Source organism: Roseobacter sp. YIN89 (assembly GCF_057219365.1).
The window spans coordinates 1,167,741-1,185,580 of the sequence record NZ_JBXVVD010000001.1 but is presented as its reverse complement, the minus strand read 5'-3'; the positions used below and the strand labels follow the sequence as shown (position 1 = coordinate 1,185,580).

The 17,840-nt window shown below is 53.5% G+C and carries 15 protein-coding genes; 8 read left to right on the top strand and 7 right to left on the bottom strand.

Going from position 1 to position 17,840, the window contains the following annotated elements; translation table 11 throughout:
• Positions 1-381 precede the first annotated feature (381 nt).
• The 7 genes from AC2D8V_RS05905 (at position 382) to AC2D8V_RS05875 (ending at position 4,976) form a co-directional block, all read left to right on the top strand.
• Positions 382-1,578 carry a tyrosine-type recombinase/integrase gene (locus tag AC2D8V_RS05905; RefSeq protein WP_484732584.1) on the top strand — a complete coding sequence of 399 codons (1,197 nt, stop codon included), beginning with the start codon at positions 382-384 and terminating at the stop codon, positions 1,576-1,578.
• A complete protein-coding gene (locus tag AC2D8V_RS05900; RefSeq protein WP_484732583.1) occupies positions 1,575-2,582 on the top strand; it encodes a hypothetical protein in 1,008 nt (335 codons plus the stop codon). The genes AC2D8V_RS05905 and AC2D8V_RS05900 overlap by 4 nt, the downstream gene beginning before the upstream one ends.
• 62 nt (positions 2,583-2,644) lie before the next feature.
• Positions 2,645-2,815, top strand: a complete 171-nt coding sequence (locus AC2D8V_RS05895) for a helix-turn-helix transcriptional regulator (protein ID WP_484732582.1) — start codon at positions 2,645-2,647, stop codon at positions 2,813-2,815.
• A 118-nt stretch (positions 2,816-2,933) separates the two neighbouring features.
• Positions 2,934-3,221: a hypothetical protein gene (locus tag AC2D8V_RS05890; protein WP_484732581.1), complete on the top strand. Its 288-nt coding sequence runs from the start codon at positions 2,934-2,936 to the stop codon at positions 3,219-3,221.
• The gene (locus tag AC2D8V_RS05885) at positions 3,218-3,349 is read left to right on the top strand and encodes a hypothetical protein (protein WP_484732580.1); all 132 of its coding nucleotides are present in this window, start codon (positions 3,218-3,220) and stop codon (positions 3,347-3,349) included. The genes AC2D8V_RS05890 and AC2D8V_RS05885 overlap by 4 nt, the downstream gene beginning before the upstream one ends.
• Positions 3,346-3,780 carry a hypothetical protein gene (locus AC2D8V_RS05880; protein ID WP_484732579.1) on the top strand — a complete coding sequence of 145 codons (435 nt, stop codon included), beginning with the start codon at positions 3,346-3,348 and terminating at the stop codon, positions 3,778-3,780. The genes AC2D8V_RS05885 and AC2D8V_RS05880 overlap by 4 nt, the downstream gene beginning before the upstream one ends.
• Positions 3,780-4,976 (top strand): AAA family ATPase, encoded by a 1,197-nt coding sequence (locus AC2D8V_RS05875; RefSeq protein ID WP_484732578.1) that lies wholly within the window; start codon positions 3,780-3,782, stop codon positions 4,974-4,976. Before AC2D8V_RS05880 ends, AC2D8V_RS05875 begins: the two co-directional genes overlap by 1 nt.
• Before the next feature lie 384 nt (positions 4,977-5,360).
• On the opposite strand, the gene AC2D8V_RS05870 is transcribed toward AC2D8V_RS05875, so the two are convergent.
• The 6 genes from AC2D8V_RS05870 to AC2D8V_RS05845 form a co-directional block, all read right to left on the bottom strand.
• Entirely contained in the window at positions 5,361-6,038 is a 678-nt protein-coding gene (locus tag AC2D8V_RS05870; RefSeq protein ID WP_484732577.1) for a LysR substrate-binding domain-containing protein, read from the bottom strand.
• A 61-nt stretch (positions 6,039-6,099) separates the two neighbouring features.
• The gene (locus AC2D8V_RS05865; protein WP_484732576.1) at positions 6,100-6,387 is read right to left on the bottom strand and encodes a transposase; all 288 of its coding nucleotides are present in this window, start codon (positions 6,385-6,387) and stop codon (positions 6,100-6,102) included.
• A 261-nt stretch (positions 6,388-6,648) separates the two neighbouring features.
• Entirely contained in the window at positions 6,649-9,708 is a 3,060-nt protein-coding gene (locus AC2D8V_RS05860) for a beta strand repeat-containing protein (protein ID WP_484732575.1), read from the bottom strand.
• Between the two features lie 272 nt (positions 9,709-9,980).
• Positions 9,981-11,402, bottom strand: coding sequence for a calcium-binding protein (locus AC2D8V_RS05855; RefSeq protein WP_484732574.1), 1,422 nt, complete (start codon positions 11,400-11,402; stop codon positions 9,981-9,983).
• A gap of 872 nt (positions 11,403-12,274) precedes the next feature.
• The gene (locus tag AC2D8V_RS05850) at positions 12,275-13,573 is read right to left on the bottom strand and encodes an HlyD family type I secretion periplasmic adaptor subunit (RefSeq protein ID WP_484732573.1); all 1,299 of its coding nucleotides are present in this window, start codon (positions 13,571-13,573) and stop codon (positions 12,275-12,277) included.
• Positions 13,566-15,320: a type I secretion system permease/ATPase gene (locus AC2D8V_RS05845; protein WP_484732572.1), complete on the bottom strand. Its 1,755-nt coding sequence runs from the start codon at positions 15,318-15,320 to the stop codon at positions 13,566-13,568. The genes AC2D8V_RS05850 and AC2D8V_RS05845 overlap by 8 nt, the downstream gene beginning before the upstream one ends.
• 633 nt (positions 15,321-15,953) lie before the next feature.
• Between AC2D8V_RS05845 and AC2D8V_RS05840 the strand changes: the two genes are divergently transcribed.
• Positions 15,954-16,487, top strand: a complete 534-nt coding sequence (locus tag AC2D8V_RS05840; protein WP_484732571.1) for a hypothetical protein — start codon at positions 15,954-15,956, stop codon at positions 16,485-16,487.
• A 701-nt stretch (positions 16,488-17,188) separates the two neighbouring features.
• Here AC2D8V_RS05840 and secB read toward each other — a convergent pair.
• Positions 17,189-17,647, bottom strand: coding sequence for a protein-export chaperone SecB (gene secB, locus AC2D8V_RS05835; protein ID WP_484732570.1), 459 nt, complete (start codon positions 17,645-17,647; stop codon positions 17,189-17,191).
• Positions 17,648-17,840: the final 193 nt, after the last annotated feature.

The window sequence follows — 17,840 nt, the reverse complement described above, 5'->3', positions numbered from 1 at the left end:
TAGGTCGCGTTCTGCGCATACCAAATCATTGATCACCTTGCGCTTCTCGACATACTAGCGCGAGCGTATGCCGCGGTTATAGGCGGGTTTCGCTTTGCCAGAGCTTTAGTGATAAGCGCGAGCTTAGGTCGCCAAGCATGTTTTGGGTGCTCAGTACGTTGCACGCTCAACTTTTGCTGAAAAGATGCAAGGCAACCCGCGGTGCATTAGTCGTAGAAAAAGTGGTGCGGATGAGAGGCATCCAACTATTACGCCACACTTCCCCACCACGACCGCAAATTACTGTTTTTGCGCATATTTTCTAAAAACTACTGTTCCAGCCTATTCCATTCTGCCCCACTATACCCCATATATAGGGGTGGATATTGGGGTGGATAGAAAATGGCGCGGCCCAAACACAAGCTCTCAAACGCAGAACTAAAGACCAAACTTTCTGGCAAATATGCCGATGGCGACGGGTTATGGTTCCACAAGCGCCCCGATGGCGGCGCGCAATGGTTTCTGCGCTACACGATATTTGGACGGCGGCATGAGATGGGTCTTGGCAGCTATCCAGATGTGACATTGAAAGCCGCCCGCGAAGAAGCAGACAAGTGGCGGGCCGTTGTGCGGGAAGGCAAAGACGCCGTAAAGGAACGCGACCGCCAGCGCCGGGACGTCGAACGCAATATGCACATCCTGCGCGACATTGCCTTGGATGCCTTCGAAAGCCGCAAAGCAGAATTGAAGGGCGACGGCAAAGCGGGGCGCTGGTTCTCCCCTTTGGAGCTACACGTCCTGCCAAAGCTTGGAAAAATGCCGGTCACGCAGATCGATCAGCGCGATATCCGCGATACGCTCGCGCCTATCTGGCACAGCAAGGCATCGACCGCGCAAAAGGCGATGGACCGTCTGCGTATTTGTATTCGGCACGCGGCGGCGCTTGGGTTGGACGTAGACCTGCAGGCAACGGACAAAGCCAAGGCGCTTTTGGGAAAGCAGCGCCATGAACCGACGCATATTCCGTCTATGCCGTGGCAGGAGGTGCCTGCATTCTATCAGAGCCTTGATGGCGGATCGATGACGGAACTGGCGCTGCGCTTTCTCATTCTCACCGGGATGCGGTCTGATTCCGTTCGCCATCTAAATGAGGACCAGATCGACGGCGATATATGGACTGTGCCCGCGCAATACATGAAGGCGCGAAAAGGAAAAGCGAAGGAGTTCCGAGTACCGCTTTCGACTGAAGCGCGTGCCGTTATCGATGAAGCCCGAAAATTCGCACGTGACGGCTACCTGTTTCCGGGTGTTCGCAAGGGCGTCATTTCAGATGTGACCATGAGCAGCTACATGAAGCGAAAGGGATTGGAGGCGCGGCCTCACGGGTTTCGGGCGTCGCTGCGGAACTGGCTGGCCGATGCAACAAAAGCACCGCACGAGGTGGCCGAAACGTGCATCGCCCACGTGACCGGCAGCAAAGTGGTCAGGACATACCGGACGACTGATTTTCTGGAGCAACGGCGCGCGCTGATGGAGCGGTGGGCAGTCCTTATATGCGACCCTAATAGACCATTAATTTCCTTGGCTACATTGAAATGACTTGGCGAGAATATGCTGAACGGAACGATTGGCTCACGATAAACCCATATGAAATTCCGGAAAAGGAATTGGATGAAGCATGGGAGCTTGTTTCAAACTTCGTCCCGGTTGTCGAAAAAGGAGAAGGGCTTCGCAGCTATCGAGATTTTATTGCCCCTTACGAGGCGGACGACATCGCAACTGAGGAAGCCGCGATGCTGCTGGAGCAGATAGAATTTCGCATCTATTGTCGTGATGTCGTGCCGAGAGAAACAGGATTTCTCCAGGATTCAGCAAAACTTGCAAAATTGATCTTGAAGAAAAATGGCATTGAATATCAAGGGCTTCACGAAACTTTCTTTTATGAAAACAAGAAAGGCAACCTAGTGCAGCTTTCGTCGAGACTCGCTAACGCTATACTAGATCGAAATGACACTTGGTTTGAATTTTTCGAGAACGAAGAATTTCCTGACGCAAAAACTGAAGAAGCTGCCGGCAAGGAGTTAGACCGAAAATTGATGCTATATCCTTGGCGTGAACCAAGCACGCTTTATGAGGAGTGGAAAAGCAATAAAATTACAGAATTTTCTGACGTCGACTACGCCCTTAAATTACTAGAGGAAGTCAGCGAATTTAGCCGGGCTTTTTCACGTGTTCACAGTCCGGACTTTACTAAATATGCGAGCCATATTGGGAATAGGGGTGAACGGGCACGTAATGCCATAAGATTAGCTATACACGCATATAATATTGGCGATCTTCGCAGCAAAATAATGAATAAACCTTTAGAGAAACACACGATGCGAGGTATCAAAGCAGTTCAGTCCGCTCGTGCGGGAGGCTTTGCTCGTAAGAGTTCAACAAAGGCAAGCACTGAAAGCACCTTAAGAGCAATAAAGTCATTTATTGCAAAGGGGCATTCAGCGCGGCGAGCCTCGGAATTGGCGTTCCAACGAGGGCATGGGCAGTCCACTGACGCGAACAGACAGCTTTGGAAACGCCACAAGAATAAAATGGGTACATAGCCAGCCACTGTCCCAACCCAGTTAGGTTAGGTGTTCCAAATGACCACCCATGGAGCACTCATATGACCTACATAAACTTCCAAAACCTTCAAACCAAACTCGACGGCAGAGGACGCACCAGCATCTATCGTGACGTTGAGCAGGGGCGCTTGCCTAAGCCCATCAAATTCGGCGGACGCCTTTTCTGGATTGAAGCCGAAGTAGAAGCCGCAATCGCGGCACATGCGGGATAAGACCCGCCCCACCGAAGCAAGGTGCTTGTGCGTGAGGCGGGAATATATCTTGGCGGATACCCCTCATACATACGCTCAGCGCCTTTTCATAGCAACCGTCATGAAAAGGACTAACCAAATGACGAGCAGTAACTTCTACTCGAACAAAACGCAGATTTTCTGGACCTGCAAGGCGCTTCTGGATGGGCGCACAATCTCCCACAAGACGGAAATCCGCGAAGTGCGCGGATGGCGGCTGGGTGCAATTATTCACCGGCTGAAAACGGAGTTTCACTGGTTCATTCTGGTTGAATACCGTGGACCGGAAAACATCGCGCATTACTGGCTGAGTAAGCACGCCAAGGCCAGCACCTTGCGCTTTCCACGATCCGCAAAATCGCTTGGCGGCAAAGGCGGTGCGGCATGAGGCAGGATATCAGGCAGCGCCTTCAAAGTCCTTATGTCATCCTCGTGCGCCACCTGCGCCGCAAGCACGGGCTTTCGGAAGCATCGGCAAGGCTCGTGGCAGAACTGCATTACCGGGTGAAACCATGAGTATCGCTTTCGGAGCAGAACAGGAGGGTCGGGCATCACGCCCGGCCACCCCGTCCACCATGTCGAAATACGCAAATCCGAACCACAAATCAGCGGCAAGGGCGCTGGGCTATGGTCTGACACTGCGCGACGGTTCCGCTTGGCATGGGGTAGCGGCAGTCTGGCAAGCGCGTCTGACGCCGCAGGAGGCCGCTGCAGTGGCTTGTGCAGCAATACTAGCAACCGACAGCGAGTTTGCAGAAAGCATCGCCTGTGCTGTGCTGGAGGGCGCTGGAGCGCCTTTGCCTTCCTTTCTTGAAATTGTCTCGGAGGCAGGTTTCTGGGCGGACATGGCAACACCTCAGGAACGCGCGGCCTATGCGGTCGCCTGCTTCAACCGGTTCTCTCCGGTCGAGCGCGATGAATTCCGTGACTTTGCAGGAGGGCGCTGATGGGCAGGCAGGACAACCGCTTCGAGCAGATATCAAAGAATGACCGGACGGGCCGCGATGGCAGTAGTGACCGGCTTGCAGGGCGGGCGGGCGAACTTCAGGCGGCATTGCGACCGCTTGAGACTATCCAGCCTGTCCTGTCGTCGCGCTACCTTGTGAAAGGCTGGCTGGACCGTGGGGCGACGTCGGTCGTTTACGGCGAGAGTAATGTTGGCAAGACATTCTTTGCACTGGACCTGGCGATGCACATTGCGGCGGGCAAACCTTGGCATGGGGCGAAAGTGCTGCACACGGGCGATGACCTTGGCTGCGTGGTTTATGTCGCGGGCGAAGGTGGCTCAGGAATGCACAACCGCGTCGAGGCGTTACGGCGCGATAAGGCTGAGCTGATCGGGCAAGCTGAAGGCAGGCACGGCTTCACGCTGCTGCCGACAATGCTGGACCTGTGCGGCGCGACCGATGCCGAAGAGCTGGTGAAAGCGTTTGCCACCCTGCCGACGCGGATCGGGCTTGTCATCATTGACACGCTGGCGCGGACAATGGGCGACGGTGACGAGAACACGGCGCGCGACATGGGTGCATTTGTTCGCAGTATTGACCATCTGCGCAATGCGACCGGCGCGCATGTCATGGTCATTCATCACAGCGGCAAGGATGCTTCCAAGGGCGCGCGCGGCAGCGGCAGCTTACGCGCTGCAGTGGACACTGAAATCCATCTGAGCCGGTCAGGTGCAGTGGTCATGGCAGAGACACACAAGCAGCGGGATATGCCGACCGGCAGCGTCTTTGCCTACCGGCTGCGCGATGTTGAAATCGGCATAGATGAGGATGGCGAGCCGGTAACTTCCGCCGTGGTCGAGCCGACGGAACCTGTCGCCAAGCGCCCCAGATTAAGCGCCCAGCAAAGCATTGCACTACAGGCGCTGGACGACGCGATAGCGGTCAAAGGTGAAAAGCGGCTGGGCGATATGTACCCGCAGAACCGTCGCTGTGTGTCGCTGGCAACCTGGCGGGAATACTGCGACCGTCATGCGCTTTCCAGCGGTGAGAGCGACAGCGCCCAGCGCAAGGCTTTCCACGCTGTGAAGTCAGCGCTGCATTTCAAGGAAATCATTCGGATAGTCGACGACGCGGTATGGCGGTGTGAAGAGTTACCGTTACCTCAGTTACCAAGCGTTACCGTTCCCGTTCCGTAACGCGGTCATGCTGCCGTTACCGGCGTTACCTCTCCCTATGGGAGGTAACGTTGGTAACGCTGACCCTGCACGTCCAAGAAGAGCACTTGAAAAAGTAACGCCGGACATGAAGTTCGCACTCGAGCGCTTCATGTCGTGGACCAAAAAACAAAAGCCCCGCACAACAACAGGGCGCCTCGTCAACTTCAGTGTGACAGTGACCGCTTTCACCATAACAAGCCGTTCAATAAAATTTGTTCGTGTGTCCGCAATGCGGGACCAAGCGGTCTTGTGCAACCGCAGCTATTGCTGAAGCAGAAAGCTCTCGCTCGTGCGAGGGGTAAATTCGGCGGCGCAGCAGGGTTCGCCAAACCTGCCGTTCAAGCGCTGAGAACCCGCAGGATTCTAAACCGGCCCATTGCTGTGATAGTATTCAGCCCGCAACCAGTCCAAGAATGCCTCCGCACCCTGAGACATCGGCCGATCCGTGAAAACGACAAAGTAACCCGTGTTTTCAACTCTGATGTCAGACAATCTGACAAGCGTTCCGTCGCTTAATTCAGGCGCGACCAGATCATCCCAAAGGGCGATCCCCTGGCCATCCACCACCGCCTGAACGCGGCTGTTTGAATCCGGGATCGTGAGGCTGGACCGGCTGGGCGCGTAAGGCAGCGCGGCGGCTTTGTGCCAGGCGCGCCAACCGGCATCGCCGGAGCTGTCCCCCAAGAGCGGAAACTGCCTGACCGCTTCAGCCAACCCAAGCTGCCTTACCTGCTCCGCGACTGCGCGGTTGGCGGTTGGAACGGCAGACAGAGATAGAAGAAGTTCGCTTTTGTGGCCCTCCCAGCCGCCAATTCCCCAGAGGACAGCCATGTCCACCCTGACGCGCTTCAACATGTCCATAGAACTGATGGGTTCGATCCGCAGGCTGATACCGGGATTGGCCTCGAAAAAGCGGGTGAGCCTTGGCGACAGCCAGCGTGACGAGAAATAGGTCAGCGCGCCAACGGTCACTGCACCTGTGGCTGTGCCACGCAGGTTTTCGATTTCCTCCGCGCCAAGCCAATCACCCGGCACGTCCATCGCTCGGACGTCGCGAGCTTCTGGCGTGTATGAATGACGGCCTGACGGAGCTCCTTTGTGGTCAGGACCTGGGCTTTAAATGGTTCAGGCTTTCCTTAAGGATGAGCTTGTCCAGTTCGAGCTCTGCGACGATTTTCTTCAGTCGCGCGTTCTCTTTCTCCAGGCTCTTCAGTTCCGACAACTGGGCGCGGCCCATCCCGCCAAACCGTATCCGCCAGTTGTAGTAGGTCGCGTCGCTGATCCCGACGCCCCGACAAGCAGATGCCACGTCATCGCCCGAAGCCAGCTTAAGCTCGATCTCACGTAGCAGCTTCAGCACCTCTTCGTCTGAATGCCGTTTCCTCGCCATGCCAAATCCCCCTCTCGCGGCCAATGTAATGGCTCAGTTTTAGGGGGGAAGGACAGTGGTGGGAGTGTCTTACTCAAATCCACTTATTTGTCAAAAAAACATGTGGCTCAAAGATGGCATCGGCGGACTCTAGAGGAGTACTACAATCCCATTTGTTCACTGATTTTAATCATTATTTGAACGCGTGATGGTATTCACACACCAAATAATACCGCACAAGACTTCACCCGTAACTAGCTTTTGAAGTATCCCACCCTTTACCTAGAACAAGAAGTCGTTTTGGTCGAGGTCAGCGAGTGTCACGTCTCGGATAAGGATCGTGTCGGTGCCTGCGGTAAGCAGGACATCGCTGCCTTGTGTGGACAGGTGCGCTGTTTCGAAGCTGGCGTAATCGGTGAAGGTGATGGCCGATACGGCACTTACGTCCAGCTTCTCAGCGTCATTTGTCGCTTCAAAATCTGTCACCTCATCCGCGCCGAAACCGCCCTCGAAGATGAATACGTCAGCCGTGTCTGTCCCGCCAGTCAGCGTGTCGTCGCCAGTACTGCCCAACAGAACATCAAATCCCGAACCGCCCAACATCAGGTCCGCACCACCGCCACCATTCAAGATGTCGTCACCCGCAGCCCCGATCAGGAAGTCATCACCGCCACGACCCACAAGTGTGTCGTTGCCGCCCTCGCCAAAGAGCCGGTTCGCGTCGTCGGTACCATAGAGCTCGTCTCCGAAGCCCGAGCCCGTCAGGTTCTCGACGCTGGCATAAATATCGCCCGCCGCATCCCCTGTGTTGGTCCCGGCAAACTGCAAATCTGCCCGAAGACCAGCACCGGAACTCGCATAAAGCGCCGTGTCGCTACCTTCTCCGCCTGAGAGTATGTCGCCGCCGGCACCACCGTCGAGCGTATCGAACCCGCCGCCACCCAGCAACTCGTCAACGCCGCCGCCACCATTGATCAAGTCGGCACCGCCCACACCCTGCAGAACATTGTCCTGTCCGTCGCCGGTAATCGTATCCGCCTGGAACGATCCAAAGACATTCTCGATCGACACATAGGTATCCCCGGCAGCCTCGCCGGTGTTGTTGTTCGGATTGCTCAGGTCGATCACAAGCCCTGTAGTCGCCTGGCTGTATTGCGCGCGGTCGGTCCCCGCGCCACCAATCAGGCTGTCGGCGCCAAGGCCTCCCAAAAGGATGTCATCCTGATCGCCGCCGTCCAGCGTGTCATCGCCTTCCCCGGCAATCACGTAATCTTCCCCGCCGCGCGCTTCGATGAGGTCTCCACCGTTCAAGCCGAGGAAATAGTTATCCGCGTCATCGCCCCGCAACGTGTCGCCAAACTGCGATCCAAACAGGTTCTCGATCGAGATATACGTGTCGCCCGCCGCTTCGCCGGTGTTGCCTGACTGATCCACAAGATCCGCCGATACACCGCTCGCCGCAAGATTGTACTGCGCCCAGTCTCCAAAAGCGCCGTCAGCCCCACCATCCAGCACATCCGCGCCAAGGCCGCCATTCAGGAAGTCATCGCCCCCGCCACCTTCCAACGTGTCATTGCCACCACGGCCTGCCATCAGGTCATCGGCGCCGCCTGTCGACAGTACGTTGTCGAGATCATTGCCAAAGAAAAAGTCCCGCTGATCAGAGCCCAGAAGGTTCTCGATCTGCACCAGAACATCGCCGGAGGCCAGCGGGCCCGAGTTGGTACCGCCAAAGGACATATCCACCCGCTGCGCCTGCGTCGCACCAGAGTAATCCGCCCAGTCAATACCCGCACCGCCGTTCATGATGTCGCCACCCGTGCCGCCTTCCAGCGTATCGTCGCTGCCGCCACCAATCAGCGTATCAACACCCGCACCGCCAACAAGATGGTCCGTGCCGCCAAAGCCGTTCAGGCTGTCGGCGCCATCGCCGCCGTCAAGCTCATCCGCGCCGAACCCGCCCTCAAGCGTGTCTGCTCCACCGCCGCCAACCAGCGTGTCATCACCCTGATCACCAATCACACGGTTTGACAGCCCGTTACCGGTGAAGTTCACCGCAAAGCTGCCGATGATCGTGTAATCCTCAATATTGAGGACCGTGTCGTAGGTGGATGTATCCAAAAGGCTTGACCCGTGCTGGTTGGTCAAAAGATCCATCACAACATGCGCACCAGCCCCAAGGTCAATCTCCGTCAGATCGTCAATGAAAAGGTCTGTTCCCGATCCACCGTTGAACACATCCTGACCGCCGCTGTTCTCGAAAACATCGTCATCGTCACCCCCCAGCAACGTATCGTCGCCAGACCCGTCAACCAACGTGTCATTCCCAGACCCGCCCTCGATGGAGTCGTCATTGTCACCGCCTTCAAGCACATCATCGCCGCCGCCACCGACCAGCGTGTCGTTGCCGGAATTGCCAATCAGGGTATCGTTACCGCCGTTGCCTTCAACATAATCGTCCCCGCCTAGGGCATCGATCTCGTTGCCCGTATCATCATCGACAATGAAATCGTTGCCTGGGGAGGGCACTGCGCTGGCGCCGTTGAGCAGCTGCGCACTCACACCTTCGAACGTGAGCGTGTTCCCATTGCCAAAATCGACAACCGCGTCCCCGTTCACATTCGTCGCCGCCGCAAACGCATCGTCAATCTGCTGCTGCGTCAGACCCAACCCGCTTGTGTCAACAGACTCCGTCGCAACATCATAATCGGAAATAACGTCCGCGCCGCCGTCATAGATAAAGACGTCAACCTCTGCACCACCCTCGAGAGTGTCGTCCCCCGCTCCGCCACTAAGTTCGTCCACACCGGCGCCGCCCACAAGACTGTCATTGTCCGCGCCGCCTTCGAGCGTGTCGTTCTCGGTGCCGCCATTCAGCGTGTCATTGCCCGCGCCGCCGACCAATTTGTCCGCGCCTCCAAGACCGTTGACTTCGTCGTCGCCGTTATACCCAAGCAAGACATCATTGTCGGATGCTCCGCTGATGACGTCATCTCCGTCGAGGATCAGGTCGAACAAAGCACTGGATCCCGCCGAAAGCGCGGACCCGAATTCAGCGGCACTAAGGGATAGGTCCGTGATGAAAATGGTGTTCGACGGATCGCCTATCCTGGTCTCGATTGATGTGATCGTACCACCGGTGATCACCAAATTCCCATCGACTGTTGTGTAGGAGAAATTCTCTCCGTTCAACAAAGTTCGGTTGGAAGCATCTGTGTTAAGATCAATTTGATCTGCCGACAGTACGGCTCTGGAATAACTGTCAAAAATGCTGAAAAGATCAAGGCTCTCCATGTCGAGCGCCAAAATCTGACTGTTCGGATTAAATGTTAGGTTACCCATAGCTTTTACCCCACCTTCAAAAAAGTCACAGTGACTACTACCAACGTGTGTCGAAAAGCGCTGTTTGCCTTTGCGGCTAGCGCTTCAATCTCTTTTACCCGATAGGGTCTCAACTAACTTTGGGCCTGTTTAAAAGTACTGCCTCAATTCGGAAGCCTGTTCAAAGAAGCTTGCGCCTTGGTTTATCAGTCTATAATTCTGTTTTGCTTTTATATTCGGTTAGTTTGCACAAGTGCTGGGGACATATGCCCCCAGCGCTCTTTTCGTTGTGATTAGGTGAACATTCCGTCGTCTGCGAAAAGCACCGAAGTCGACGGCAGATCGATCATCACGCCCTCATTAATTTTGACGAGTGCTCCTTCATCCGTACCGTAAGCTGTATCTTTCTCGAATACGCTTTCCATGTTGGTACCGTTTTGGCCAACGACAAGAACCTGGTGACCTGCTTCACCATCGGCGAGAAGGTCGAGGCGGATCATGTTCGTATCGCCAGTCACCTCAACACGGACGGCGTCAATGTCGACGTAGGTCAGGTCGATCTGGTCAGGTTCACGTGCAGCCGAGAAGTCCTCGATCACATCGTTGCAACCGAAGTCCAGCTCGCAGATGACGAAGACGTCGCATCCAGCGCCGCCCCACAAGGCGTCATCACCTGTGCCACCGCGCAGAATGTCATTGCCGTCGCCACCCTTCAGAACATCGTCGCCGGATCCACCGGACAAGAGGTCCATGCCGTCGCCGCCATAGAGCATATCGTTGTCTGCGCCGCCTTCGATCTCGTCGTTGCCGCCTTCGCCTTTGATGGTATCGTTGCCGGAACCACCAAGCGCGATATCGTCACCTTCGCCGAGCCAGATCTCATCGTTGCCGGCACCACCATCTACGCAGTCATCGCCGTCACCTGCTCTGACAACGTCGTCGTCATCGCCAGCAGAAATCCAGTCTTTACCGGATCCGCCCCAGAGTTCGTCTTCGCCGTCTCCGCCTCTGAGGTTGTCGTCTCCGCTGTTACCGTAGAGCGTGTCGTTTCCACCGTCACCGCTTAGGTCATCAGCACCGCCGTTGCCTTCGATGTAGTCGTCACCGATGCCACCGGTAGCGATGTCGTTGCCTTCACCACCTTCGATGCTGTCGTCGCCGATGCCACCAGACAGATTGTCGTCACCATCCAGGCCTTTGATCGTGTCGTTACCTGAATCGCCAGCCAGTACATCTGCGTTGTTCGCACCTTCGATTTTGTCGTTGCCAGCGCCGCCACTAATATTGAAGAAGGCCAGGTCGCCAAGATATGTCGACGGATCCGTAGTTGCGACAGTGCCGTTGGACTGAGCCGCGATGTACCCCAGCAGTCCGATGCCACTGATGTAATCGTTGCCAGAGCTGCCGACAGCTCTGCCGTTCCAGACTTCCTGTTGGATACCGGTTTCGCCGACCTTGACAACTTTGTCGAACTCATAAGTTACGTCAAAGCCGGTGTACCCACCGTTCAGATCTTCGAATGTTTCGACTGCTTCGTTGTACGTTAAATCGATTACGTTGTGGTAATCCTCATACGTTTTCCAAGGAATTGACAATTCGATTGTGTAAAGACAAACGAGATCCTCGCCTCCAGGTAAACAGTCTTGTGGGATTGGATTTTCGTCGCAAAGTACGATTTCTTTACAACGGTCTTCGGTAATATATTCAATGGCCATTGCCATACCCCCTAAAAGAGTTGCTAAAAAACATGAATGCCCAAAAGGGAGGAAAAATCTTTCCTTTTCACGATCTCCCCCACCCGAGAACACCATGCACAAAAACGTTAACATGTGTCCTGCGGTGCGCAAAAAGAACTTTAAATAAAATGTAGTAATTTTCGTTAACGAGACATTTTGTTTCTTAAGCTGAAACAATGCTGGCGATTACTTTTCTTTATCCACAGAAAAAGAATAACTTATCCACAAAAAACGAATGACCGCGCTTGTAGACAGCTCTCCGAACGAATCATTTCAATTGAAGCCAAAGTCGCTGGCTGCGACCTCTCGTATCCTAAAACCACATAGTTTCCGCTGAATACTGTGCCAAAGGGCTTTCTTTGAATTGAAATTTTTCGCCTTTTTTCCACACCAGACGAGTCGAAAGGAGTGCGCCAAATGCACCATTTTCGGACAATACGATAATGTCAAAAGAATGGCATGATAATGTCAAAAGTATGGCAGCACCATGTCGCTGATGTGCGCCCTACAGCTCAGTTGTGCTTCGGACGACCCCTGGCACAAGAGCACTCAAACCATTCATCGGTCTATGCCTGAGCTCGATTACCAGGCGTTATCAAATTGATTATCGGACCTAACATCACTCACGAAACCACCAATCAGTCATATTTTTTCAGATCGGTGCGAGGACCGCGAAATGACCTGTAGCTTATAGTGGTCAGGGTAGTTGGTCGTAAAAACCTTATGCTAAGAGCGTTTTCGATCCCATGGTCTAGAGATCGATGGACACGCTGGTCGTCGCCTTTTTCGCCAAGAAATGGAATTTTCGCTATCGCGAGCACTGTTAAAAGTCGCCGATCAAGCTCGAAAGCTCAGACCTCGCGAAATGCGCGCTCAAAGTAATCCGCAAGTGGCTTGAGCAGAAACGAAAGCGGCGTACGCGCACCGGTCATAATGAATGCTTCGACGGGCATGCCAGGTACAAGTGTCAAACCCTCAATAGTTCCGACTTCATCAGCAGATGGCACGATTTCGGCTAAGTAATAACTCGACCTTGTAGTCTGATCAACGAAGGCGTCGGCAGAGACATGGGTGACGACCCCCCCCACTTCCGGAGTGGTACGCATATTGAAAGCCGAGAAGCGTAGGGTCGCCGTCTGGCCGAGAGATACTTCGTCAATCGAATTTGCCGGGATCCGTGAATTAATTACCAGCTCCAGACCTCGAGGCACTACGTACAAAAGGACTTCGCCTTTCTCGATAACCGCGCCAATGGTGTTAATTTTGCGATCATGGATAATCCCGTCGACAGGGGCGCGCACTTCCAAACGGGTAAGCCGTTCGGACGTAGAAAGGCGGCGTTCGCGAAGCTCGACTGCTTGAAATTGAAGATTACGCAGTTCAGAGATTGCGATTTCTCTCACATCTGAATCGAGATTCAGGCGCTCAATTTCAATCTCCGCTGCTGAGCCTTTCAACTGGGCGACACGGGAATTCAAATCTCCAAGTTGGCCTTCGAGCCTGGCTTCTTCGCGCTTGAGCGAGAGAAGGCGGGCTTGTGTTGCCAATCCGTTTTTAAAAAGCCTCTCGTAGTCAGCCAACTCTTGGTTGATCAAATTGTGCTGCTTGGAAAGCGCAGCAATCTGGGCTTTCGTGCCTTCGACTTGTGACTCAATTTGGCGAACACGCTCGCTTAGGAGTGCTTTACGCCCCTCCACAGTGTCTTGACGAGCTTGAAAGAGGCGCCGCTGCCCTTCCATAGTCTCAGACACATGTGGTTTGTCGATTGCTTCAAGAAGTTCGTCAGGAAACGTAATTTCTGCAGCGCCATCTCTCTCTGCGGCAAATCGCGCTTGGCGGGCCATTATTTCAAACAGTTGCCCTTCAACGACGGCCAGTGCGCTTTCGAGAAGCGTTCCATCAAGACGAACGATCACATCGCCTGCAGAAACACTATCACCGTCCTCGACAAGAATTTCACCAACTACGCCACCATCAGGATGCTGAACGGTTTGACGATCACCCTGTACCTCAATTGTTCCTGAAGCAATGACTGCACCGGATATTTGTACACTATAAGACCAGTAGCCTAACCCGCCGGCGACCACGAGAAGCGCCATTGCGCCAATGAGTGTCGGCCTCTTTGCCGACCATTTGTCGCGTTTACTCATTTTTCACCCCTTTGCGGGCACTTTCGCCCGCTTGGCGAGTTTTTTCGCCTCCCTTGCCAATAGTTGTGGCGACCTGAGCGTGGTTCTCGATCTGAGAGCGAAGTATTTCATCTCGCGGCCCTAAAGCCCTGCGTACACCGTTTTCCATAATCATGAGAGTATCGCATTCGGCTATGGCAGCCGGGCGGTGTGCCATAATGATGACGGAGCGTCCCGCAACCTTCTGTCTTCGGATCGCAGCATTCAGGGCCTCGTTCCCGGCGTTGTCCAGGTTGGAATTGGGCTCATCAAGGATCAGAATTTCAGGCTTTCCATAAAGTGCGCGGGCAAGACCAACTCGCTGGCGCTGTCCGCCCGACAGGCGACTACCGCCCGGATCGACCCTACAGTCATATCCTCCTGGTAGCGATAAAATCATCTCATGTGCACCTGCCTCCTTTGCTGCGCGGACAACTTCCGCCGCATCAGGATTGTCAAGACGCGCAATGTTTTCTGCGATCGTCGCACCGAACAAAACGACGTCTTGCGGAAGGTAGCCAATGTAGCTGCCTAAATCGGAAGAGGCATACTGGTCCAACGTTGCACCATCAAGCCGGATCGTTCCAGCCGCCACTGGCCAGATTCCCGTTAGTGCACGAGCGAGAGTTGACTTTCCGGAGCCGGAAGATCCGATCACACCCAGTGCAGTTCCCGGCTTGATCTCGAAGGAAAGCATCCTAAGGGTTGTTGTCATAGTCCCAGGCGGGATTACTGTAATGCCTTGTACCTTCAGGTTGGCCTTAGGCCGCGGCAGTTGCGTCTTTTCGGGTTTTGAACCGGCTCTGGACAGTAACTCTACAAGATTGGACCAACCGGAACGCGCGCGCTGCAACGCTGGCCATCCAGAGATTGTTTGGTCTATCGGCGCAAGTGCGCGCCCAAGCAGGATGGAGCCGGCGATCATCGCTCCAGGCGACAGTTCGCTCTGCAATACCAGCCAAGCACCAAGTCCAAGCATCGCAGACTGCAACAGAAACCGGAGGGATTTGGCAGCTGACGCGTAGCTTCCTACTTTGTCGGACGACAATATTTGCGCTTCAAGTGCATCTTCGCGAAAACCCTTCCATCTGCGCCGGACTGCATCATACATGCCCAGACCAGCAACAGTTTCGGACTCGGATCGCACTTGCTGAGCAAAGCTCTCTGCGAAAGCTTGGGCATTGGTTGCTTCTTCGAGGGGCCGCCGTGTCACGAACTGATTCACCAAGGTCAAAAATATCAACAACAATGAGCCAAAAACGGCCAACCAACCAAGCATCGGGTGAAACAAAAAAATTGCGAAAATGAACATTGGCGTCCACGGCAGATCAAAAACGGCCAGAAAAACAGGAGAAGACACGAAACGTTGAACTGCTTCTATATCACTCAGCCCCGTAGCTGGACGCTCGGCTGCGGCCGGATTGACAGATTCACGAAGAGCTATGTCAAAAACTTCATCATCAAGTGAAGCCTGAAAACGAGCACCCAGCCGTCCGGCGACGCGTCCGCGCGCGTAATCAAGTACACCCATCAGGCCGTATAGAGCGGCCACGAGGACAAAAAGCGCCAAGAGCGTCGCCTCTGATCGGGAGGAGAGTACTCGGTCATACACTTGCAGCATGAAGAGTGGCCCCGTCAGCATTAGCAAGTTTACGAAAATCGAAAATATAGTAATCGTGAGTAGCAGGCCACGACCGAGGCTGGCAGCCCTGAGAAGTCGTTTATTCATGACACTCGTCCCCCAACAATCACAGCACGTGACCGTTGAAATCAGATCACGCACTGACCAAAACTAAATTCACCGCAGACAATTACATTGGAATGTTAACGGCTTTCTCAAATTCACAAATTAACCATAGGTTTCGATGTGCGAGTTGTTGAGTCTTTTTTTTAACAATGTTGCGTCTTAGTTTTAACACATTCGCAATGCCCCGGTATTCACGCAAACGCATAAAAACAAACATTTTTTTAGAAAACAACACGAGGAAGTAACGCATTTTGATGCTGCAACCGAAGATAACTACGCGAAGCAATTGTTCTGAGTTTAGCGGATAAAGCCTAGCCGGCTTATCAGGTATTCCACGACAGCGACTCAATTTAAGCGATCATAAATGGACGGAGAAATTAGCGCCGCAGCGGCTAAAGAACCTTGAAATCCCGCCGTGTTTTGGATGCCATGGTATACATATGATTTGACGCTGCCAGTTGCTAAAAATGTGAAACGGAAACGTCCGAAACCGAAAATGCCAACGGTGCGTTGCCGTCCGAAGTGGCGCACACCAAATCAAGTTGTCATTCAATCCTTTACGTCGTTGCTCGCCGAAGCGATACTACGATTTCAAATATTTCACGGAACTAAGCTTTGATCGACAAAGACCAAGAATTAGAACTCGACCGAAGACCACTGCCAGACGATTTTGCAAGAGCGATCGGTCGGCTGCTGAGGGCATGTGCGGAGTTTGAGTTTCTAGTGGACCTGTTTCTTCGCAAATTGACGAACTTAACTTGGCATCAGTATTCAACAATACTCGGCCAAAACACCATTGCGAGAAAACGCAAACTTGCTTCCGAACTTGCGAAGCAACGGGACGATGGAGCATTGTTGGCTTTTGAAAAAGCTGCCTACACCGGCCTTGATCAAACCATACACGCCCGCAATGTGCTATCCCACGGGAAATACATTGGCATGCATCAAGGAAAAGCCTGTTTTTACACATTCAGACCGTCGAAATCAGATGACTATCGGTCTGGGAACTTGGGGCATCTGTATGATTTGTCGACGCTACTGCTATGGGCAGGAACGCTTGAAAACAATTTGGGCCCGATCGCTGAGACACTAAGCGTTGACAAGGATTTGGACAGCCTTCTTAAGGCCATGAGGGCTAAGCCGAAGTAAAACTGCCTGCTTTGAGTCTGCCTTCCAAAGTGACGCCATGTGGGGCGAATAATCTGCCCTCGTCTCACGACAATTCAGAATCAGCGTTGTATAAATCCGGGTTTCTCTATGAGATTGCAAGTTTCTGCGTCGCCTGTTCAATATCGGAGCCCACGTCGTATGCCATGACCGAAAGATTGCCTTTTAACTGACCGAGGTCGCGATCGATCGCACTGACTTCGGACCAAGCCTCGCGGCGTGCCAAAATCTCAAGCCGCTGCCAACACCTGCATTATCGCCCTCACGGAAATACCGACTTGAGCGGCTTGATAAGTGTGTCTCCCACAGATCGAACCCGCTCCATCACGGCCTCCGCTCCATTTTTTCGGCAGGCTGGCATTTATGGCTCGGGACGCGCCCCCTTTACAAAGGTCCGCAACGGTACGGCTCGGCGAATTGTCAAGTAAGGTGAGGTCTTTTCCCGCATTCATTTGGAGGAAATTGACCAAAGGTTGGAGGCTTCCCTGAAGCAGCCAAACCCCGGCGCAATTTGCATTCTTTGTAATGAAAGTCCCACGCTACCGCAGGATGTACTTGATTATGAAGCACAGGTGCCTGGGTTGCCATAGCCGCCAGCTGTAGACTGCGGACATGACGCCCATATCAAGCGCTTCTATGCCGAGCGCAAAAAAGATCGTTTATGCTTCGACCTGATGGAAGTACTACTGTGTTGTTTGATTGCCCGCCGCTTGTTTCCGGTAAAGCGCTCCAAAATCAATATGTTCAAGATTTAGCGGCGGGAACCCGCCATCGCGTATCATGTCGCTGATTACTCTTCTCATAAAAGGGAAGAGCAAACGAGGACACTCAATCATCAAGACGGCTTGCAACTGGTCCTCCGGGATATTTTTTACCTCAAAAACACCCACGTAATCAACTTCAAGCAAGAAAAGGATTTTGTCAGTGCCGTGCGCTTTTGATGAGATGTTTAGCTTTATCGAACTTTGAAATCTGTGCTCTCCTTGAAGTTTTCTTGCGTCAACGCTTACTTGCACGTCCACGCTGGGTTGCGTGTGGTCACCTCCGCCGGATTGCGCCAAAACGTTTTGGAATGACAAGTCGCGTACAAACTGACCTGCTGTCCGCACCTCTGGCTTCGGCATTTGATAGTTTTCGGCCATAATTAAACTCCAATAATAACAATGTATTAATCGACTAACAGGTCACTTGATGTGCCTCACTAGTCAACCTTAATCTCTAGAATCGGAATTTGAAACCGCTCTTCCCTCTTAAAAGGGTGCGGTGAGACAAATCTGAAGCAGTTGTCACCTGACACCTAAATCTAAGACTTTGGCGTCAATGATATAAACGAGT